Genomic DNA, 21421 nt, shown 5'->3' on the forward strand with positions numbered 1-21421 from the left:
TGCTGAAGGCTTATACGCCATGGCCTTGATGCTTGAGCTCCAGGCGCCGGATGAACTCCTCCAATATCCGCTCGTACAAACCCTCCTGGATGCAGGCATCCTCAATGCCAGCGTCCAGGTTTGGATTGTCGTTTACCTCAATCACAACAAGACGCTCATCGGTCTGCTTGAGGTCTACACCGTATAGTCCGTCGCCAATCAGGCTGGCAGCATCGACCGCTAGTTTCACCACATCGGCAGGCACTTCTTCGATGGGCACCGTCTCGCACAGGCCGTTGACGTCATTGCTTTGAGCCTTGTGGTTGTAGATTTGCCAATGCCCTTTGGACATGTAGTAGCGGCATGCGTAGAGCGGCTGTCTGTTGAGCACACCGATACGCCAATCAAATTCTGTGTAGAGGTATTCCTGGGCGAGCAGCAACACTGACCGCTCGAATAATTCAGCTGCCGCTTTAGTGAGTTCGGCTTGTGTTTCCACCTTGATGACACCCTTGGAGAAACAACCGTCAGGGATTTTCAACACAACGGGAAAACCCAGGCGTTCACCAATCTGTTCCAAATCCTGGATGCGGTCGCGGTAAAGGATTTCCGTGGCTGGCATTCCAAGGTTGTGCTTGTTGAGAAGGTCAGTGAGAAACACCTTGTTGGTACAGCGCAGAATGGACGCGGAATCATCCATTACCACCAAACCTTCGTTCTCGGCTTTTTTGGCGAAACGATAAGTATGGTTGTCGACACTCGTCGTTTCTCGAATGAACAGCGCGTCATATTCGGCCAGCCGCGCGTAATCCTTCTTCTCAATCAGCTCAATATCCACCCCCAATCGCCGGCCCGCCTCAGCGAACCGCTGAAGCGCCAAGGGATTAGACGGAGCCAACGCTTCTGCGGGGTCATGCAAAATCGCCAGATCATAGCGAGACTGACGCAACGAACTGGGCTGCCGCCATATGCGTCGGTTGAACGTATCCAGCGCATTGGCGAAATCGTATTGCTGCTCCTCACGAAGCTTATGCAACGCACCGATCTTGATTCCGGCAATATGCCAACGTTGGTTTTTGACGAATTCGACCTGCAAAATCGGGGTTGGAAACGTATCAAATAACTGCTGAGCCAGGTTCTGCAGGGGTATCAAATCAGTCTTGCCAAAGTGGAAACTGAGCGTGAACCCTTCCGTCTCACCATAGGGGTGATTGGATATTGCTTTATCCAACACCTTATCCAGGTCATCTAATACCAGTCCGTACAGTGCTCGCTTGGTCAGTTCGCTGATGGTTCTAACGGAGGGTATGACTTTGTGCCCACGCGCCTCGGCCAACAACGAGCAATAGTAGCCGTGTCCAAGGTATTTATAGCTTCGACATAGATTGATGACTTGAACCTGTCCTCCAACGCTTTTGTAGCGCTTATCCTCCAGGTATTCCTGCGCCGTTACGATACTTTCACTGGGCAGGTAGCCGAGCCAGTCATCTCGGCGCTCAACGATAACTAATAACTTGCTCGAGGGGGATGTCGCCGCAGACCCACTTTTAACAGGCTGCAAATTAAACTCGACCTTTTGCAAAACTTCCATTACGTTTGAATACACCGAAACCATGATGAAGGGAGCCTTTGGAGTGCAGGTAGGTCTATAAAACATATTTGAGCTGAGCTGTCCCTCGTCGTTACGATTCCTTTACGGTAAAACTATGATTTTTAACTATCGCTTTGCGGTCGCCGAAGATATTGATGCTCTTCAATTATTGGAAAATCAGTGTTTCGAACAGGATCGGTTATCTCGGCGCAACTTCCTATGGATGATTCAGCGCGCCCATGGAAAGTTACTCATTGCTGAAGATGAAACAGGATTGGCAGGTTACTCGCTGGTTCTATTCCACCGAGGGACATCACTGGCGAGATTGTATTCATTGGCGATTGCAAACCGTGCCAGGGGTATGAGCCTGGGGTTAGCGTTGCTTCAGCAATCAGAGCAATTGGCTATCGATCATGAGTGCGCTCACCTGCGCCTTGAGGTACGCCCCGACAATCCATTGGCGATTCGTTTGTACGAGCGAGCGGGCTACCGTCTGTTTGCAGAAGTGGACGATTACTACGAAGACCACGCTCGGGCACTGCGCTACGAGAAACGCGTGGTCATGCCGATTGCTGGCAGTGTCACCGCAGTTCCGTATTATTCGCAAACTACAGAATTCACCTGCGGCGCCGCGTCACTGCTTATGGGCATGAGGGCACTCTACCCTGAGCGAGCCTTTTCGCGGGAAGAAGAGATTCAGTTGTGGCGCGAAGCGACGACCATTTTCATGACTTCCGGCCATGGTGGCTGCAGCCCGCATGGATTGGCATTGGCGGCCTGGCGGCGGGGCTTTGATGTGCGTTTGCACGTAAGCCGAGCAGGCCCTCTGTTTTTGGATGGCGTGCGCCGTGAGGACAAGAAGTCCGTGATGCGGCTTGTTCATGATGCATTCTGCAGAGAGCTGCAAGCCAGCGGAGTGCAGCAATCCAGGTCTCGTCGCCTGGATCTGCCTCAGATTTTCGCTGCCGGCGGCGTTCCTATCGTTTTGATAAGCAGCTACCGACTAACGCGTTCCAAGGCACCCCATTGGGTAGTGGTGACCGGGTGCGATGAAGACTTCGTTTACTTCCATGATCCTGACCTTGACCACAGCCGGTATCGCCAGCGACTGGATTGCCAGCACGTCCCGCTAACGCAGCAGGAGTTCGAACGGATGAGCGTCTTTGGCAAAGACAAGATCAGGGCTGCGTTAGTGCTTTTTAAACATGGTTCTGAAGCTCTGAACGATTAGGTCTGTAGCAATCGACATTGCGCTACTCTATTCTACGAGCGGCAAGGGCTAAGCGAGCGCTTATTGAACGTGTACTTATCGGATCGAAATCGTGAAACGTGTAGGGCTCATTATATTTCAGCGGCATCAGGCCGTGGTTGCTCAGTGTCGAGCTTTAGTTAGCTGCGTTTATTTTTCTTGGTGTGCCTGGCAGTGAGGTATTCGAAGAGAAAGGAAGCAAAGCCGAACAACCCGATCATTATGATAATCATGGTGCCCAAATCTGAGTTGCTCATACGGATTCTCTCATTAGATATGTGAGAAAGTAGAGTAAGACATTCTTGGGGGAACTCAATGATTTCTACAATTTCTTTATACGTTGCTTGAAATCCATACGATAATTATACGAGCCAGAACTGCGTGATGGCGCGCTGAAGGGATTAGGTCAGGCCTGCCACTACGTTAGTGGAAGGCCTTTACGCATCAGCCTTTGATGAACGCCAGTAGGTCTTCGTTGATGATCTCTGGGTGTGTCGTGCACATGCCGTGCGGATAGCCTTTGTATACTTTAAGCGTGCCATTCTTGACCAGCTTGATGGACAGCTCAGCTGAGTCGGCAATCGGTACGATCTGGTCGTCGTCGCCGTGCAGGATCAGCACCGGCACTGTGATCTTTTTCAAGTCTTCGGTGAAGTCGGTTTCCGAGAACGCCTTGATGCAGTCGTAGTGGGCTTTAGCGCCGCCCATCATGCCTTGGCGCCACCAGTTGTCTTTCACGCCTTCAGAGACTTTGGCACCTTCACGGTTGTAGCCGTAGAACGGAATAGGTACCTCTTTATAGAACTGGGCACGGTTGGAAGCGAGCGCTGAGCGGAAGCCGTCGAATACTTCTAGCGGCAGCCCAGCTGGATTGCTGGCGGACTTGACCATGATCGGGGGCACTGCGCCGATCAATACTGCTTTGGCTACATGACCAGCGCCATGTTGAGCGACATAGCGAGCGACCTCGCCACCGCCTGTGGAGTGGCCGATGTGCACTGCGGCCTTGAGCTTCAGATGGGCAACCAGCGCTGCCACATCGGCTGCGTAGGTGTCCATGTCGTTTCCGGTAGCGGTCTGAGTCGAGCGGCCATGACCGCGACGGTCATGAGCGATCACCCTGTAGCCTTTGGAAACGAAAAACAGCATTTGTGCGTCCCAATCATCGGAACTGAGCGGCCAACCATGGTGGAAAACGATGGGCTGCCCAGTGCCCCAATCTTTGTAGAAGATTTCAGTGCCGTCGCTCGTGGTGAAACTTGTCATCTCGTTTTGTCCTTGTCCGGTAGAGGCTGAGGTTGCCGCTTGCGCAGCGTTGCTTCCCATGGAAATTGCCGAGAGTGATCCTGCGGCCAGGGCAGTAGCCCCAACCTTGAGAACTTGCCTACGTGAACTTGTCGGGATGTTGTTTGTGTCTGACACAGAACCTCCAGGTCTCGGCTTTGCACGAGAATCAGATTCAAGACTTAGCTCAACCAGTGAGCGTTAATTAGAACAACCAGCAATTGGGTCAAGACCCGCTCACTTGGCTTTCGCAGCTGCCTCAATGATCTGCGCTACAGGTTTCGGGTTGGAAACCATGACGACGTGCGATGCACCTTTGACGACTGTCGTCTGCTTGGACTTCGCCCGCTCAGCCATAAATTGCATGGCTTGTGGGGGGATATTCTTGTCCTTGTCGCCGAAAATCCACCACGAAGGGATGGTTTTCCATGCTGGCTCAGTCGCCGCCTCGTTGAGTGCTTCCTCAGTAACTGGTCGCTGCGTCGCAGCCATCAGGCGTGCCTCGGCAAGGGGAACGTCAGCTGCGAACTGAGCGGGAAACTTATCCTGTTGAATGTACAAATCCTTGCCACCTCCCTCCAGCTCGACTGGAGCAGCAAGCGTAGGGCCGAGGGTTGCACCTGGGAACTTTCCTGTCAGTGCTACGGCGCTTTCACCCACCTCAGGTGCAAAAGCGGCTACGTACACCAACGCCTTGACATTAGCCTGGCCATAAGCGGCCTCGCTGATGACCGGCCCACCGTAGGAGTGACCTACTAGCACCACTGGACTTTTGATACTTTTGACCAGGCTTGCTACCGATTGAGCATCGCTCTTAACACTACGCAATGGGTTGGCTGCTGCAACAACGGTGTAGCCATCCTTCTCCAGGATCTTGATTACACCATTCCAGCTACTGGAGCCGGCAAATGCACCGTGAACCAAAACGACTGTGGGTTTGAGGGTCTCGGCGAATGCTAAATTGGATGCCGATACCACGGCAATTAGAGCCAGCCTGATGACTAACTTATGTTTGTTCATATCAGATTCCTTCCGAACGTGTGAGGGGTGAGTCTTCCGTTATGCGTGGCCCATCTACGCATTGCTCTCTCCTTAGAAAAACACATTAAACCGACTAAAAATTTAGATTAGAGAGCATTGCAAAGCGCAGATTGTACGGGCGTGCTATTTCCTCGGCGGCAAAACATAGAAGCTTTAAATATGGAGTTAACTGTTTGGTCAGCAATAGCGCGAAAGTTACCAGTGGTCGATTGATTCTGTCGCTAGCATGAGCAATTTCCGATCTACCATCTTTCGATCCCTCTCCAGAGTAGAGCGATGCTAGAAGTCTCTCCGATACTGTGTTCGGCTTTGTGTTTCACTGTAACCGTTCGACGATACCATTCGCCTTGCAGCGATCCTGGAGCTTGACGCGCTGCCTCGATTTTTAAGGCGACCCGTCCCTGAAACTTGGCGGTCTTGACGGGGTGCGATGAATTCACTCCCACATAGTTGTGGTCAGGCCTACGCCTTCTCGTCTGGGTAGGGAGCAAATTGATGGTAAGCGTATGGCCGACACAGCTTGTGTGATTAACGGCCTGATCGGCAGGTGTTAGAATCCGGTGCCCATGTCCAACCTACCGCGGGTGCGCGCGGGCACTGTGGAACGCCAACCTCGAACCACCAGACGGGCCCAATGGTGCGCTAATGTTTCTAAGCCTTGAAGTTCGCAGCTACGAGAGGGAAAACCCTCATCACCACCATGACCATGCTCAATTGGTACTGCCGGTTCGTGGCCGAATGGAAATTGACGTGGACGGTCGCGGGGGCTGCATTGATCAGTCATTGGCAGCGCTTGTAACGCCCGGCTCGGTGCATTCGCAGCACACTCACGTTGATAGCCGTTTTTTGGTTTTGGACTGTGCACCGACAACGCTGGAGACACTCCAGATGGGGCGTCTGGCTCAGAGAATCTATGTGCCTATTTCCCCGGCGACCCGGCGGCTTATCGAGTTCGCTGAGCTGATAGGTAATGAGCAACTGTCCATCGGTGCTTCACAGCTGGGCCCTCTGCTTCTGTCATCCCTTGGCTCGGACACCTCCTGTTTTTCGTCCCCTATGGAGCAGTTGGTCGCCCGTCTGCGTGCAAATCCTGGAGCAAACTGGAGTAACGAGGTCATGGCTCAAATAGCAAATATGAGCATGAGTCAACTGCACCAGCGATTCCGGCAATTGTTTGCGATGAGTCCTCAAGCCTGGCTGACCGATTTTCGCATCCAGGAGGCTCAACGGTGGTTGCGCGGCACATCATTGTCGATAGCTGAGATTGCCTTGCGTGCAGGCTTTTCCGACCAGGCATCGCTGACGCGTACCATGCAGCGTGTAAGCGCCACGACCCCTGCGGTTTATCGTAAAGCGCAAAAACAGCCTGGGTAAAAAACCCTACAGTTACCGACAATACTCTCCGAGTCAGCTACTCCAGACTTCATGCTTTACGCTTTGGAGCGCTGGTGAAATGTTTGCTGATCGATTACTGCTGAAGGGCATCGCCTACGGTGTTTGCGCGGGTCTGTGTTGGGGAGTGATTTTCCTAGGCCCGCAGCTAACCCCGGGGTTGAGCGGTTTGCAATTCGCAGTCATAAGATTCCTCTGCTATGGCGCGATCTCGGCGGCCCTGCTTATGCCGCGTTGGAGGCGCGTTTGTGCCAATCTCACTATGGCTGATTGGAAGTCACTGTTCTGGCTTAGCCTGATCGGGAACCTCATCTACTACTCGCTGGTGGGCACAGGTGTGCAGTTGGTTGGCATTGCCACAACGTCCCTGATTGTCGGACTCATCCCGGTGTTCGTAACCTTGGCAGGTCGTAATGACGCAAACGCAGTTTCTTTGCGCAAGCTCTTCCCCTCGCTGTGCTGCGCCGTGGGTGGAGTCGTGCTCATCAGCTGGCATGCACTGATCAACGGCGACAGGCCCGATACATTGACGAACATCGTCGGGATTCTATGCGCGACAGGCGCATTGGTGGCGTGGAGTTGGTTCGCGGTGAGCAACGCTTGGCGGTTGGTGCAGGTCGCCAGCGTTTCCTCGCATGACTGGGCACTGCTGACAGGGGTCATGACTGGCGCTCAGTCACTGCTTTTGGCGGCGCCTGTCCTGGGTTTGCAGGCCGGAACGCATGGCATCTCGGAATGGCTGCATTTTCTCCTGGTGGCCGCTGGCGTTGCACTTTTGTCTTCGGTTGTGGGAGGCGCATGCTGGAATCAGGCGAGCCGACTTTTACCATTGGCACTCAGTGGACAAGTGCTCGTGATTGAAACGTTGGCAGCGCTCGTTTTTGGATTTTTATGGGAGCATCGGCTACCCGACGGGTATGAGCTGGCGGCCATTGCACTGCTGGTTACCGGTGTCGTCTGGTGTCTGAATTGTCATCGTGTTCCCCTCCATTCCCCGGCTGCTTAGCTCGTACACTGACCCTGAAGCCTATCGAGCAATGCTGGCTCTGGAATTGACTTGCCAGTGTCAACGCGAGGCGACGTGCAGCCCAACTGTGCGGCAACAGCATTGGCAGTCTCACTCGCACGCTGCGTCGGCAGGCGCGTAAGAACATCCTTCAAGTACGCGTACGGATCGTGGGAGTGGTTGCGATTGATAAGTCAGGCTCGCATCGTTGGTCGCATCGAGCTTGTTGATCACGATGTTCAGCGGCGGAGTGTGCACGCCCAGCGATGCCAGAGGCGCAAGGTCCTTGAGCAGTTGCTGGGTGCCCCGGTAAAACTCGCGGGCAGCGAGCATGTCCGGGGTGATCGGCGAGATGGCCAGGTCCGAACACAGCAGCGCAGTCTCCAGCGTCACCGAACGCGCGCCAGGCTGTCGATCAGGATCAGGTCGTAATCGAGGGCGAACTCGTACATCAGGTTGCGCAGGCGCAGCCGGCCGTCAGCGGCGTACAGCAGCATGTTGCTGAGCTGGTTGTGCGGGTCGTTGGAAAGGATCAGCGAGAGGTTGGGGATGCAGGTCTGGGAGATAACTTGATCGGGGCGGGTGTCGTTCTGGGAAATCAGCTGATACGTGCCGCCTGGCGCTTCATGAACGAGGCGATAAAACGAAGACAACGAGGGTTGCGTATCGAGATCAATGAGCAGGGTGCGGATGTTGGCATCGGCGCAGAACGCGCCCAAGTTGGCGGTAACCGTGGTTTTACCGGGTCCGCCTTTGGTCGACAGGATTGTTGCGATTTTCATGATGCTTGCCTCTAAATCGAATGATTAGAGACAGCGTTTGCGGCGCGACAAATTGCTTGGCTATGCAGGAGAAGGGTGGTTTTGAGGTTTCGTAGGATCCAACGCGAAAAGCGCCACTATCAACGAAATTTCCTACAAGCCCACCTAAGCCCTTGAATCAAATATGGCACGACCTGGACTCGAATAGAAAAATAAGCAAATGTTTTACAAAGACATTTTACAAAACATATAAAAATTATATCCCTAAGGCTATCCTAATTAATCCGAGATTTTATGGAAACTCCTGGGTCACCATGAACACCGCAGTTGCGTCCATCCCGCTTACCGATCATTGCATTAGTTTGACAGTTTTTATAAAGTGACACGCGTCTATGCTGGCTAACAAATGGCACTGACGTTGACCATAGTTCGCTCTAGACTTCGGCGATTCAGTTAGCCATCACACCTTTTCAATTAGCAACAGCTGCTATCGTGGGTCGATCCCAAGATGCTGCAAGGCAAACCCTGGCAATCCAAGCGCAAGCTCACACAAGGCATGATGATTGGATGCTAACGAACGATGATCGCTCGGAAAATTGAAAATATCTTGCCGGGCAAAATAAAAGACCGATATGCCAGGCTCTTGATAAACGCCCGCCTATAGCTGACAAGGTTCGCTGAATAGCGACCCCAAAAGAACGATTAGCCGGAGATTCAGCAGCTTTTTCTCGACCTTTTTTGTGAGCTGGCACGATCTGCCCGGTCCAGGAAGTTGGCCGCAACGGATATAAACGACTACGCGCAAACGTTGTGGGCCTGCACGTAGCTTATCGATTGGGGGCACGCAACCATTGTTCACAGACTGCCGTGACACCCCATCCGTCAGATAGCCTCGGGTAAGTTCTGAGCCTTTTCCGGCGGTTTGATTGAGCCGATGTACACCGCGAAGATAGACAGCAGCGCGCCGGCAATCTGTAGCGAGGAGCTTGCCTTGCCGAGAAAAGCGACGTCGATGAAGTAAGTGATCACCGGTTCGAGCAGCAGGATCAGTCCGGCCAGCCCCAGGCTGATGGCGCCGATCGAACGATTGACCAGCAGCCAACCGACGAATTGCACCAGCACCCCGTAAATCACCAGCATCACCAGGGTTTGTCCGTCCACGATGGCCAGGCTTTCCCCGGTCGCCAGCGCGTATACCAGCAATACCAGGGCTGCCCACAGACTCAAGTTGAGCATCTGCGCAATCTTGTCACCGCCACCATCAGACAGCTGGGTGTTGATCTTCAAGAAGTACACGCAAATGGCATACGCCAGCCCCGACAGCACCCCATACACCACGCCTTTGATCCCGACTCCGCTGGTCATCTCCGGCAGCAGCAACAGGTACAGCCCGACGAAGGCCAGCGAGATGGAAATCAGGAAGTAGATCGAGGGCTTTTCCTTCAACAGGTACAGCCCCAGCAAGGTCATGAAGAACACCTGGCAGTTGGTCAGGATCGAGCCGATGCCCGGGCCAACGATGTAGATGCTCTGATGCCACAGCACCAGGTCGATCGCCAGAAATACCCCGGCCAATGCGGTGTAGAGCTGGGCCTTGGCGCTTTTCAGTCGCACCGGCGTCTTGCGCACCTTGAGGAGCAGGAAGAACAGGATCGAGGCGATCAGCATCCGATAGAATCCGGCACCACCGGCGCCAATATGTGCGAAAGCCACCGCCAGTGCTGACAGGCTGAGCATCAGCCCGCCGATGGTCAGCTCGATGATTGCCCGGTTGTTATTAGTCGACATGGGAGACCTCATTGGTAAAGCGCAACGTATCTGTATCAGTGTCCGATTCGCTGGACGAGGGGTATTCCAGTACCTGCTGCATGGCCTCAAAAATGCTCGCCAGTCCGGTCTGCAGGGTTTCTGCGTCGATGGTCAGGGCCGGCATTAACTTGAGCACCTGATCTTCCGGGCCGCAGCGCTCGATGATCAATCGGCGCGCAAAGCACGCGCGCGTGACCGCGGCGGTCAATGACGCATCGTGGAACTCGATGCCATAAAACAGCCCGCGCCCACGCACCTGCTTGATATGCACCGCGAAGCGCTCGGTGACCTTGGCGAGCCAGGTCTTTAGGAGCATTTCATTGGCCTGGATGTGCTTGACGAGACGGTCGTCGCTCCAGAATTCCTGCAAGGTATTGGTCGCGGCGACGAAGGCCAGGGTGTTGCCACGGAAGGTGCCGTTGTCTTCGCCGGGCGACCATTGATCCAGCTCTGGACGATGCAGCAGCAGGGCGAACGGTAGTCCGTAACCACTGAGAGATTTCGACAGGCAGACCATGTCCGGGGTGATACCGGACGGCTCGAAACTGAAGAAGGTCCCGGTGCGACCGCAACCGGCCTGGATATCATCGATGATCAGCAGGATGTCGTGCTTGGCCGTCAGTTTGCGCAAGCGCACCAGCCAGTCGGCGGACGCTACGTTGATCCCGCCTTCGCCCTGAACGGTTTCCAGAATCACCGCCGCCGGAAGATCCATGCCGGAGCTGTTGTCGTTCAGCAAACGTTCGAAATACTCGACGGAATCCAGACCTTTCAGATAACCGTCGTAGGGCATGCGGAACACATATGGGTCGACGCCAGGTTGGCGATTATCGCGGTTGCCGGTCAGCCCTAGCGAGGTGTTCGACATCCCGTGAAAGCCATTGGTGAACGCTACGATGTGCTGTCGCCCGGTGACCTTGCGCGCCAGTTTGATGGCCGACTCCACCACACTGGTGCCCGTGGGCGAGGTGAACTGCATTTTGTAAGACAGCGCCCGTGGCTCAAGAATGATCTTGCGGAAGTTGAAGAGAAATTCCTGCTTAGCCCGGCTGTGCATGTCCAGCGCCGCCTGGATCCCGTCACGCTGCAAGTAGTCGATTACCGCTGCCTTGACCGGTTTAGGGTTGTGACCATAGTTGACCGAGCCGGCGCAACTTAGAAAGTCGATGTAGGCCTGACCCTTGAGGTCGTACAGATAGCTGCCCTGAGCCTGGTCGAAGACCACGGGGAAACTGCGGCAATAACTTCGCGCCTGGGACTCGACCTCGGCAAATATACCCAACTCATCCATTCCTGAAATTTCCATTTACGGCCTACTCATATAAGGGGTCGAGGTGCGTGCGATTAAAGGCGACTCAGGCGATTTTTTCTGCGACGTCTTCCAGCCCCAGTTGTTCGCTCAACGACGTGAAAATATCCCGGGCCCGCAGCGACAACAGGCTGAAGGAGCCGGCATCGCCGTAGCCGTGGGACGACTCGCACAAGCCATTGAGGTAAAGCGCCGGCAAGTTGCAGCCTGTGCGCGCGGACAGGCGATAATCGCGCCCGATGCGAATCACGCCCTGGGCATCACAGTCCAGGCTTTCGGCCAGGTCGCGCAGAATGGAGGGGAAACGCTCGTCCTGTGCGCCGGTGCCTAGATTGCGGAATCCGGTAGCCAGCACGACAGCGTCCAACTCAGGCAGCTGTTCGGTGGTCCCGGCCTGGGTGTCGAGTAGCGTCAGTGAGTAGCTGTGCCCGGTGGCTGTGCAAGCCTCGATGTCACTGAAACTCTTGATGGTGATTCTGTTTTTGCCCTGCAACTTGTCTTCATACATGCCTACATACAACTCCGAGATCACGTCGGCGTCGGCGGCGGAGTAGTTGGTGTAATGCAAGTGGCGGTTGATGTTCTTCTTCGCTTCGGCGGAGCTGTTGTAGTAATGGTCGACAAAGGACGGGAAGTACACGTGCTCGCTGAACTGGCTGGTGTCCTTGAGGCGGAAACCGTAGCCGCGCTGGATGTTGATAATCTCGAGGTGCGGGTAGCTGTGGCGCAGGTGCAGCATGATCTCGATCGCACTCTGGCTGCCGCCCACTACCGCGACCCGCTTCAACTCGCGCTGTTGCGCCAGTTGCGCCAACCGCCCGAGGTACTGGGTCAAATGGAAAACCTGGTCGGCGGCGCAGTCGGTGAATGCCTGCGGAATCACGGGTGTCCGCCCGGGGGCGACGACCAGCGAGCGGGCAAAAAACTTGCTCCCAGTTTGCGTCGTCACGCAATACAGGTTACTGACAGGGTCTGCCTGAATCGATGTCGCGGCCTGGTTGTAAGCCACGTCTTTGGCAAAGAAACCCGCGACCCAGCGCACGTACTCGGCGAATTCGCTGCGCAGCGGAAACTCCAGGCCAAGATTGAGGTGCTCGAAAAGCCGATCATTTTCGAACAGGAAGTTGGTGAAGGTGTAGCGGCTGCGCGGGTTGCGTGGCGTCACCAGGTCGCGGCTCGGATGATTCTGGATATCGCTGCCCGACAGCATCATCTCCGGTTGCCATTTCGTACTGCCCTGGCGCTCCAGGAACAGGCGTGTTCCGGCAAAGCCTAATTCTTCCAGGGCAATGGCCAAGGCGATGTTCGCGGGCCCAAAGCCTATACCGATGACATCGTAGACTTGCCCGTCACGCCCTGAATCACTGGTATTAACTTTATGAACGCTCACAGCTTTATCCCCATTTATTACAAAAGTCAGACTCGGCAAAGCAGAAAAGCCCCTGAGGTCTTTCCTGCATGCGGCCAACAAAAGTTGTTTGTAGTTATCTTTAATCGATATCGGTAGTGCTGTTTTTTAAACTTCTTGTGCGGCCAGCTTCAACCATTGTTGTACCGGTGCATACGCCAGGATGTTGTCGATATATCCCTGCAGTTGTGCCGGTATGGCAATGCCATAACGACGGAAACGAAATACCACCGGAACAAACATGGCATCGACAATGCCGAAGTCGCCGCAGAGGAACTGCTTCGAACCGCTCAGCTCGCGCAGGTTGCTCCAGATATCGAACACGCGCATAACTTCTTCACGCGTCTCGGCGGTCAGCGTTTCAGGGATATCACCGGTGTTCAGGCCGAACGACATCTGTGTGCGCAGGTGAGTGAAGCCGGAGTGCATCTCCGCCGCTGCGGCGCGGGCGAGTGCCTTGACCTGCGGGTCCTGGGGCCAGAGGTTGGCGCTAGGATAGGCATCGGCAACGTATTCGCTGATGGCTAGGCTGTCGTTGATCACGATGCCATTGAGTAACAGTGCCGGGACTCGGCCAGAAGGCGAGTGTTCGAGGATTTGCTGGCGAGTGTCGCTCTGTTCCAGTTTCAGCTGAAGGGTTTCAAACGAAACGTCCGCTGTCACAAGAACCAGCCACGCACGAAATGACCATGACGACTTATTAAAATCCCCAATTACCAGTTTTGTAGACATCGCATCCCCTAGCTTGTTTTATGAAATAGGTGCTAAATTTAGCGACCTTTTTTTTATACGTATTGCACAAAACTGGACAATTTATGGACGGGATCCGCAGTGATAAAGCCCCTCAAAAAGATAAGGATTTTGTTCAATTCTGGCGTATACCCGAAGGCGACTGCGAGTTGCTATCTGCGCGTTACAGCACCCAATCTTTCGGCCGACATTCACATGATCGGTACGCCATCGGCGTTATAAGCAGCGGTATTGAAAAGCTTTTTTATCGCGGCAGTTACTACATGGGGGTCGCTGGTAGTGTGGTCACCATTACCCCTGGGGAGATCCACGACGGCTTGCCAGGCCATGATGAGGGCTGGATGTATCGAATGCTCTATATCGACCCCGAATGGGTCAATCGGGTGGTGTTTCAAGGGCGCTTTTCAGACGATCATATTCATCTTTTTCAAACAGCTCTGAGCCAAGCACCCGACTTCGCCCGGATTTTTTTGCATCAACATCAACTCATTGAAAAATCCCCCTCCAGCCTTGAACGGGAAACTATCCTGCTGGATCTGGTGACACAGCTCTTCGAGCGTAGCGGAGCGCCCATCGAATCAGTCAGCGCGGCTGAGCAGCACGCAGTGCAAAAGATCAAGAGGAAGCTCGAAGACGAGTTCGACAAACATCTGTCGCTGGAAGAACTGGCGCAACTGGTGAACCTTGACCCTCTTTACCTGATCCGGGTGTTCAAAAAAAGCGTTGGCGTCTCCCCCCACAGCTATCAAATCCAGAAAAGAATCGCCCAGGTCCAAAAACTGCTGCGCACCGGGTCCAGTCTCGCAGAAGCGTCATTCACTTGCGGCTTCTTCGATCAAAGCCACATGACCCGGGCCTTCAAAAAAGTAGTCGGCATTACACCGGGCAGTTTCCGCAACAGCAGTGCCTGAGCCTGTAAGTGCCATCCTGGATGTTGATCTTGCCGTAGTGCTCGGCCTCACGTTTTAAGCGCGTTAAGTCGGCTAAAATGGCCTCGCCCAGCCGCATGCCGGTGGCACCAGACGAACGGTATGTTTCGGCGAGAGTAGGTTTTTCGGGCATCTGGAGTTCGCTGGAAAATTCGGCGTACCCCAACTAGTAACTATAAACAAATCAGCTAGTTATGGCGTTCGGTGGAATCGAACTCGGGATTTTTTAGATGTCAGCACGTTGTCGGTCTGCAAGTAATTCAGAGCCGCATACGGAATGGTAAACCTCCCGAATTCGAACGTTGTTGATCATCCCCTCCGTCGAGAATAGGTAGGAATCCGCCAAAAGCTGCCGTGGCGACAGGCAGCGGACGGCCAAACGCGGCCGTCGGGTGTCTACGGAACTAGGTGCGCTTCAACGCGCCCTGCCTGGCGCACATAAAAAGCGGCTTACCTCTCGGTAAGCCGCTTTTTAGTCAATGGTGTGCATCTGGTCACCAGGAGTATTTAACGCTGGTCAGCAGCGTACGCCGCATCCCTGGGTAGCACTCATAAGAATCGTCACAGGTGGCCACATACTCGGTGTCCAACAGGTTTTGTGCATTGACCGAGACGGTCACGTGTTTGTTGATCGGGTAGCTGGCGCCCGCATCGAACAGCGTGTAGTTGTCGATGTGATAGGTATTGCCGTTGTCGCCATAGAGCACGCCGGTGTAGCGGGCACCGCCGCCCAGGCTCAGGCCTTTGAGCGGGCTGTCGTTGAAGGTGTAGTTCAACCAGGTGGACGCCATGTGCCTGGGCACGTTGGCCGGGCGTTTGCCTTCGTCGCCGCGATTGCTTTTGGTGATTTCGGCGTGGGTGTAGGTGTAGGACGCGATCAGATCCCAGTGCTGATCCAGCCGCGCCTTGATCTCGGCTTCGATGCCGCGCGATTGTTGTTCGCCCGACGCAACGGTGAAGCCTGTGTTCACTCCGCCGACGATTTCCGTCGTCAGCACATTGGTCTTGGTCAGGTCGTAAGCGGCCAGAGTCATCAGGATGGCGTCGGTGGGCTGGTATTTCACGCCCACTTCCCATTGATGCGCCATGCTTGGGTCGAACGCACTGCCGTTGCGGTCCGTGCCGGTGTTGGGGGTGAACGACTCGGCGTAGCTGACGTAGGGGGCCAGGCCGAACTCGGTGAGATAGGTCAGGCCTAGGCGACCGGTGAAGGCATTGTCTTTTTGGTTGGAGGAGGCGCCGACATGGTTGTCCAGGGCGTTGCGAACATAGTCATAGCGCCCGCCGGCCGTGACGATCCAGTGGTCGTCGAACTTGATCTGGTCTTGAATATAACCGCCGACCTGTTCGATGGTCTGGTCGTAATCAATCGAGCTCAGGCTGTTGGCGGCGTTGGGACGAGCGATCGCCAGGCCATACTGTGGCGCGTTCAGGTTCAGGCCTGGCGCTTGGGTGCGCCAGCGCGAGATATCGGCGTCTTGCCAGGTGTAGTCGACGCCCATCAACAGGGTGTGGCTGAGCGGGCCGGTGGTGAAGTCGGCCTGCAATTGGTTGTCCAGGTTGAACGTGTCCATGTGCTGGTCGAAGCGGTCGGCGATCCGCGTCACGTTGCCGGTGTTGGTGTCGACGGCGGTGGGCAGCAGATTCTGGAAGATCAGGTCGACCTGCCCGTAGCGGGCGTTCTGGCGGAACTCCCAGGTGTCGTCCAGCCGGTGGCGGAACTCGTAGCCCAGGCTGAATTGTTCCTGGTCCAGATGGTTGAAGCTGTGATCGCCCATCAGCGTGTTGGTGGTGTGGCCGTTCGGCGTGCTGTATGCGAACAGCGAACCGCCGTTCGAATCGCGCATGAAGTCACTGAGCAGGGTCAGGCTGGTGTCTTCATCCGGCGCCCAGGTGAGGGATGGCGCGATGTACAAGCGGTCGTCTTTCAGCGCGTGGCCGTCCGCATAATCCACTTGGGTATCGGCTTCTCGGGCCAGGCCGACCACTCGGTAGAGCAGGTGTTGATCGTCACTCAGCACACCGCCGATATCAAACTGGCCTTGCAGGCGATCATGGTTGCCGCCGGTCAACTGCACTTCGTTGACGTGATTGGCCTCGGGTTTCTTGCTGACCCGGTTGACGATGCCGCCCGCATCCCCTTGGCCGAACAGGCTGGAGGCCGGGCCACGTACGACGTCTATGCGGTCCAGTGAGTAGGGTTCGCTGCGGAAAAATGCGTAGCTGTTGTTTTGCTGACGCAGCCCATTGAGGTAGTCACTGCTGGCCTGGCCGTTGAAACCGCGAATGTACAACCAGTCAAAACCCTTGGGGTCCAGGCCGTAGGCTTCCACCTTGACACCGGGTACGTAGCGCAACGCGTCGGTGACGGTCTGCGCGCCCTGGGCCTGCATTTGCTGGCGGGTTATCACCGAGATCGATTGTGGGATTTCGATGATCGGTGTATCGGTCTTGGTACCTGCGCTGCTGCGGGTGGCCACGTAACCTTCCACTGGACCGGCGGCGGACTCAACCGATTTGCCGGTGATGCTCGTGGGGTCCAATTGAAGTGTTGCGTCGACGACAGGGATCAGCGAGTAGCTGCCGTTACTCAGCAGCACGGCCTGCAATTTGCTGCCGGCCAGCAGCTGGCGCAAGCCTGAGTCCACCGTGTAGGCCCCGTGTAAACCAGGCGAGCGGTGCCCTTGCGCCTGGGTAGGGTCGAACGAAATATTGACTCCCGCCTTGGCTGCAAACTGCGCCAGTGCAGTGTTGACCGAGCCGGAAGGGATATCGAACTGACGGGTCGCGGCCGTCTGCGCCCAGGCGGGCGCGGCAACCATGATTGAGGTCAGCGGGGCCCCCAGGGCCATGCCGAGCAGCGTGCGGCACACGATGCGGGTCAGTGAAGGCGGTCGTTGAGTGGTTGGCTTGTGTACGGACATACCGTTTCCTTTCGCCCAGTGGCAGTAGAGTGAGAGCGGCGTCTGATGCGCCTCTATCTACCAAGTCGAATGAGAACTTGAATCAACAACCCCTGGCGGGCATTTATTTTCTGGCGCTTGTTCAGACCGACTCCACGCGCGTCCAATAGCGGCTGAATTGGCGGATGCGCACAGGCAGGGTAGAGGACAGGTTTTCCAGGATCGTATCGATATTGTTCAAATGAAACGCCCCCGAGATACGCAGCGCCGCGACCTGCGCCTGGCAGCCCAGGTGCCCGGGACGGTAGCGTTGGAGTTCAAGGATCAAATCCTCCAGGCGCCAGTTGTTGACCACCAACATGCCGTGGATCCAAGCATCGGCGTCGGGGCTCGCAGGCTGCACGTTACCCACCTGGCCCTGGCTGAACCACACCTGCTGGCCCGCCTCCACCCGCACTGTCGGCGTGCGGGTTGCGCTGCGCACTTCGACGGCATGTTCAAGCACACAGACCCGGGTTTGAGCGTCTTCGCAACGCACGATAAAGCGTGTACCGAGCGCGCGGATACTGCCTTCGCGGGTGTGCACCACAAAGGGCCGAGCCAGGGTATCACGCGCGGTTTCTACAAGGATTTCCCCGCTAAGCAATTGCAGCTCGCGAAGGCTCGGGCTGAAGTGAATATTCATCGCGGTGGCGGTATTGAGGCGTACTTGGCTGCCATCTTCCAGGCGCAGGCTTTTGCTTTCACCTGTGACGGTGCGCTGGTCTGCCACCAGTGACGGCAGTGCAGTGTTGCGCCAGGCCAACGTGCCGGCACCACCGGCCGCGAGCAATAGCGACAGCACCTTGAGCACTTCACGCCGCTTGACCCGTGCGCTGTTGAGCGTTGGTCGAGCGATACCGGGGCCGACCCGATCAAAGCGTTCCTGCAGTTGGATCAGCCGTTCCCAGGCCTGACGATGCCCGGGCGCACCCTCAAGCCAGCACCGATGCGCTTCCTGCGTGGCTCCATCGGCGTCATCACATCGCAAGTCGACGTACCAGCGCGCGGCGGCTTCAAGGGTCGCGTGATCCAGTGCCACGCCTTACTCCTCAGTGGCCAGCAGGCAGTGCATCAACGCGCGCACCGCGTGTTTCTTGACGGTGTTGACCGATACGTGCAGTTGTCGGCCGATCTCCACATAGCTCAAGCCATCCAACTGGGCCATCAGGAAAATCTGCCGAGTGCGAGCGCCCAGGCCATTCAAGATCCGGTCGATTTCCAGCAAGGTTTCAATGATCAGAAAGCGTGTTTCCGGCGAGATATCCAGCGCTTCGGGTCGGGAAGCCAGGGTTTCCAAATACGCCTGTTCCACAGTCCGGCGCCGGAACATATCGATCATCAGGCTGCGCGCGATGGTGCTCAAATACGCACGCGGCTCACGCAGCTCAGGCGCCTTGCGTTGGATCAGTACCCGCATGAAGGTATCTTGAGCCATGTCCGCAGCGTGATCGACACAGCCCAGGCGTTTGCGCAGCCAGCCACACAGCCAGCGATGATGATCGGCGTAAAGGGTGTGTACGGTCTGTTGATGCAGGCGGTCGACGGAGGACATGGCTCAAACCTGAAGAGGCTTATATGATAATCAATCTCATTTTCGTGTTTGCTGGATGATTTTGCAAGGCTGGAAATGGGGCCGGCTTCGTCGTTGCGGCTGTGAGCCAGTCACGGTAGTGGCTTGGGCCAGTTGCCTAAACGTCCGCTTCTGGCCGATTCTGTTGAAAAAGTAGATCTCCTGCCTGGCCAGCGGCAAAATCAGGTCATCGGCCAGCGGGAGGATTCGCAGCATGATGGGACAATTGTCGAGCGGACAAGAGAGACTGTTTTACTCGTTCAACATTGAAGATCACATCCCAGCCAATCACCTCCTGCGCAGCATTGATCGATGCCTTGACCTAAGCGATCTGCGCCATTATCTCGCCGATTTTTATAGCCCGATCGGGCGTCCGTCGATTGATCCCGAACTGATGATTCGCCTGTTGGTGGTGGGCTACTGCTACGGCATTCGCTCCGAACGTCGGTTGTGCGAAGAGGCTCATTTGAACCTGGCGTATCGCTGGTTCTGCCGTTTGAGTCTTGAAGACGAAGTCCCCAATCACTCTACGTTTTCCAAGAATCGCCACGGCCGTTTTCGTGACAGCTCGCTTTTTCGCTGGCTGTTCAACGAGGTGCTGCGTCGGTGCATGGACGCGGGTCTGGTCAAGGGCGAAGGTTTTGCTGTGGATGCAAGTGTGATCAAGGCTGATGCCAGTCGGCAACGTGGCGTATCTGGCGATGATGAAATCAACTGGCGCGATCCGTCGCTGAGTACTCGCGCCGTCCGTGAGCACCTTGATGCGCTGGATGAAGAGGCCTTGGCCGAAGCACTGCCCAAGCGCCTGTCGCTGACTGATCCGCTTTCTCGTTGGACCGCAGCGCCAGGAGGCCCGGCGTTTTTCGCTTACTCGACGAACTACCTGATTGATGTCGAGCATGGCGTGATCATGGACGTGGAGCCGACCCCAGCTCATCGAACCGCCGAGGTCGAAAGCACCATAACCATGATCGAGCGGGTCGAAGAACAGTTCGACATCAAGCCGGATCGGCTCATCGGCGATACCGCTTATGGGACCGCACCGATGTTGGCCTGGATGGTGGACGAAAAAGACATCGAGCCACATGTGCCGGTTTGGGACAAAACCGAGCGCAAGAACGACAACCTCTCGATCAGCGATTTTCAATGGAATGAAGAGGCGCAGGAATATCGTTGCCCCACGGGACACGCGTTGCGTAGCGAGTGGCGGGCCTTCAAGAACCAGCGCTCACATGTCACGAAAGCCGACACCATCATCTTTCGATCCCGGCAAACCGACTGTGCTAAATGCTCAATGAAAGAGCGCTGCTGCCCGAACACGTCGTTTAGAAAAATCGCACGCAGCGTCCATGAAGCGGCGCGCGATGTTGCGCGGCGCATCGCAAAGACACCTCAATACGTGTGCTCTCGCCATGAGCGCAAGAAGGTCGAAATGTTGTTCGCTCACCTCAAGCGAATCCTGAAGCTGGATCGATTGCGGCTACGAGGAATGACCGGTGCAAACGATGAATTTACCTTGGCCGCAGCGGTACAGAATCTAAGAAGACTGGCGAAAATGACCTCACAAGGGCCACCGACCACGGGATAGGTACGTCCGGAATCAGCAAAAATCTTCAAATCAACCTACTGACAAGCTGCAACGATCAACGCAGAACCGGAAAGCCACGCAACGTGGTGAATAGGTTCTGAAGAGACGATCAACTTCGAAGTCTTCCAGTTTGAAATTCCGACTTTTTCAACAGAATCGACCGTTTTCTGACCTTCGTTTAGAGGTTGAACTGCCAGGATTTTCCTAAGCGACGAGTGAGTAATTGCATGGTCAGCAAATAATAATAGCGCGTCGATTGAGTGTGCTGGTTTAGGTGGTGATTCAAAAACCACGAAAGGTGTTTTCTCTGCCACGTCCATGGATTGTCGCGTTGCCAGCGCTCAGCGATCGCTGTTTGGATGGCCTTCGCCTGACGCAGGTGGCGTTGGCGTGTGGTATGCGACCCGGTCAGGACGCCCGTCAGGAACAGATCCATATCGAATACCGTGCTCATGCGCGACCACCAATGTAAGCGGCCACTACGAGGATACGCTTGTGCCCCAGCTCATAGCTGATTTGTACTCGGGCTTCCCGATCGAGACGTCGGTCGAGTTGATAGCAATGGCCACCGTTGATGGGGGCGGGATGGTGGGTGATTTGCTCATAGCGTTCGCAAGCATAGGCTGCACGCAATTCGTGGAAGCCTTTGAGGTTGTACTGATGGAGGATGTCCCGTGCAGGACGGACGATTCCTCGTTGGAAATCGAGGTAGGTTTCGTTCGGTGCAAGTAGGTTGCGGCTGCCGTCGGGTGAGACCTGTTCGGCGAATCTCAGCGCCTCGCGAATATGATCACCCGCCCTGATCCAGCG

At 55.5% G+C, this 21421-nt stretch carries 17 protein-coding genes and 3 pseudogenes; 5 read left to right on the plus strand and 15 right to left on the minus strand.

Translation table 11 applies throughout. The features are described from left to right. Positions 1-10 precede the first annotated feature (10 nt). Positions 11-1594: a RimK family protein gene (locus AFK24_RS06410; protein ID WP_065832429.1), complete on the minus strand. Its 1584-nt coding sequence runs from the start codon at positions 1592-1594 to the stop codon at positions 11-13. 91 nt (positions 1595-1685) lie between these two features. Between AFK24_RS06410 and AFK24_RS06415 the strand changes: the two genes are divergently transcribed. Then, positions 1686-2801: a GNAT family N-acetyltransferase/peptidase C39 family protein gene (locus AFK24_RS06415; protein WP_065832430.1), complete on the plus strand. Its 1116-nt coding sequence runs from the start codon at positions 1686-1688 to the stop codon at positions 2799-2801. Between the two features lie 462 nt (positions 2802-3263). Here the strand turns inward: AFK24_RS06415 and AFK24_RS06420 are convergent, their stop codons facing one another. Both AFK24_RS06420 and AFK24_RS06425 read right to left on the minus strand, forming a co-directional pair. After that, positions 3264-4085, minus strand: coding sequence for an alpha/beta fold hydrolase (locus AFK24_RS06420; protein WP_170826294.1), 822 nt, complete (start codon positions 4083-4085; stop codon positions 3264-3266). 255 nt (positions 4086-4340) lie between these two features. Further along, on the minus strand, positions 4341-5123 hold the full coding sequence (locus tag AFK24_RS06425) for an alpha/beta fold hydrolase (protein ID WP_065832432.1): 783 nt from the start codon (positions 5121-5123) through the stop codon (positions 4341-4343). Positions 5124-5789: 666 nt separating this feature from the next. Here AFK24_RS06425 and AFK24_RS06430 point away from each other — a divergent pair. Together AFK24_RS06430 and AFK24_RS06435 are read left to right on the plus strand one after the other, a co-directional pair. Beyond that, a complete protein-coding gene (locus AFK24_RS06430) occupies positions 5790-6518 on the plus strand; it encodes a helix-turn-helix transcriptional regulator (protein WP_065832433.1) in 729 nt (242 codons plus the stop codon). A 79-nt stretch (positions 6519-6597) separates the two neighbouring features. Continuing rightward, positions 6598-7542, plus strand: a complete 945-nt coding sequence (locus AFK24_RS06435; RefSeq protein WP_065832434.1) for a DMT family transporter — start codon at positions 6598-6600, stop codon at positions 7540-7542. An 82-nt stretch (positions 7543-7624) separates the two neighbouring features. Here AFK24_RS06435 and AFK24_RS30550 read toward each other — a convergent pair. The 6 genes and pseudogenes from AFK24_RS30550 to AFK24_RS06460 form a co-directional block, all read right to left on the minus strand. After that, positions 7625-7727, minus strand: a pseudogene (locus AFK24_RS30550) (transposase domain-containing protein); the annotation flags it as partial. 204 nt (positions 7728-7931) lie between these two features. Next, positions 7932-8324 carry a ParA family protein gene (locus AFK24_RS31145; RefSeq protein WP_170826287.1) on the minus strand — a complete coding sequence of 131 codons (393 nt, stop codon included), beginning with the start codon at positions 8322-8324 and terminating at the stop codon, positions 7932-7934. 861 nt (positions 8325-9185) lie between these two features. Next, positions 9186-10091, minus strand: a complete 906-nt coding sequence (locus tag AFK24_RS06445) for a DMT family transporter (RefSeq protein WP_065832435.1) — start codon at positions 10089-10091, stop codon at positions 9186-9188. Further along, positions 10081-11403, minus strand: coding sequence for a diaminobutyrate--2-oxoglutarate transaminase (ectB, locus tag AFK24_RS06450; protein WP_065832436.1), 1323 nt, complete (start codon positions 11401-11403; stop codon positions 10081-10083). Before ectB ends, AFK24_RS06445 begins: the two co-directional genes overlap by 11 nt. 64 nt (positions 11404-11467) lie before the next feature. Continuing rightward, positions 11468-12811 (minus strand): SidA/IucD/PvdA family monooxygenase, encoded by a 1344-nt coding sequence (locus AFK24_RS06455; protein ID WP_065832437.1) that lies wholly within the window; start codon positions 12809-12811, stop codon positions 11468-11470. 126 nt (positions 12812-12937) lie between these two features. Next, positions 12938-13561, minus strand: coding sequence for a glutathione S-transferase family protein (locus tag AFK24_RS06460; protein WP_065832438.1), 624 nt, complete (start codon positions 13559-13561; stop codon positions 12938-12940). 83 nt (positions 13562-13644) lie between these two features. On the opposite strand from AFK24_RS06460, the gene AFK24_RS06465 reads away from it, so the two are divergent. Beyond that, positions 13645-14490 (plus strand): helix-turn-helix domain-containing protein, encoded by an 846-nt coding sequence (locus tag AFK24_RS06465; protein ID WP_065832439.1) that lies wholly within the window; start codon positions 13645-13647, stop codon positions 14488-14490. Between the two features lie 7 nt (positions 14491-14497). Here AFK24_RS06465 and AFK24_RS31505 read toward each other — a convergent pair. The 4 genes and pseudogenes from AFK24_RS31505 to AFK24_RS06480 form a co-directional block, all read right to left on the minus strand. Beyond that, positions 14498-14596 (minus strand): annotated as a pseudogene (locus tag AFK24_RS31505) (integrase domain-containing protein); the annotation flags it as partial. 406 nt (positions 14597-15002) lie between these two features. Then, positions 15003-17432 carry a TonB-dependent siderophore receptor gene (locus AFK24_RS06470; RefSeq protein WP_065832440.1) on the minus strand — a complete coding sequence of 810 codons (2430 nt, stop codon included), beginning with the start codon at positions 17430-17432 and terminating at the stop codon, positions 15003-15005. 121 nt (positions 17433-17553) lie between these two features. After that, entirely contained in the window at positions 17554-18492 is a 939-nt protein-coding gene (locus tag AFK24_RS06475; RefSeq protein WP_065832441.1) for a FecR domain-containing protein, read from the minus strand. Positions 18493-18495: 3 nt separating this feature from the next. Then, on the minus strand, positions 18496-19005 hold the full coding sequence (locus AFK24_RS06480) for a sigma-70 family RNA polymerase sigma factor (protein ID WP_065832442.1): 510 nt from the start codon (positions 19003-19005) through the stop codon (positions 18496-18498). Positions 19006-19237: 232 nt separating this feature from the next. On the opposite strand from AFK24_RS06480, the gene AFK24_RS06490 reads away from it, so the two are divergent. Continuing rightward, positions 19238-20611 (plus strand): IS1182 family transposase, encoded by a 1374-nt coding sequence (locus AFK24_RS06490; protein WP_065832444.1) that lies wholly within the window; start codon positions 19238-19240, stop codon positions 20609-20611. 178 nt (positions 20612-20789) lie between these two features. Here the strand turns inward: AFK24_RS06490 and AFK24_RS06495 are convergent, their stop codons facing one another. Together AFK24_RS06495 and AFK24_RS29735 are read right to left on the minus strand one after the other, a co-directional pair. Continuing rightward, on the minus strand, positions 20790-21065 hold the full coding sequence (locus AFK24_RS06495; RefSeq protein WP_065832445.1) for a hypothetical protein: 276 nt from the start codon (positions 21063-21065) through the stop codon (positions 20790-20792). Next, positions 21062-21421, minus strand: a pseudogene (locus AFK24_RS29735) (integrase domain-containing protein); the annotation flags it as partial. The gene AFK24_RS06495 and the pseudogene AFK24_RS29735, both read right to left, overlap by 4 nt.

Origin of the sequence: Pseudomonas syringae, assembly GCF_001698815.1 — a bacterium.
Classification (GTDB): Bacteria; Pseudomonadota; Gammaproteobacteria; order Pseudomonadales; family Pseudomonadaceae; genus Aquipseudomonas; species Aquipseudomonas syringae_A.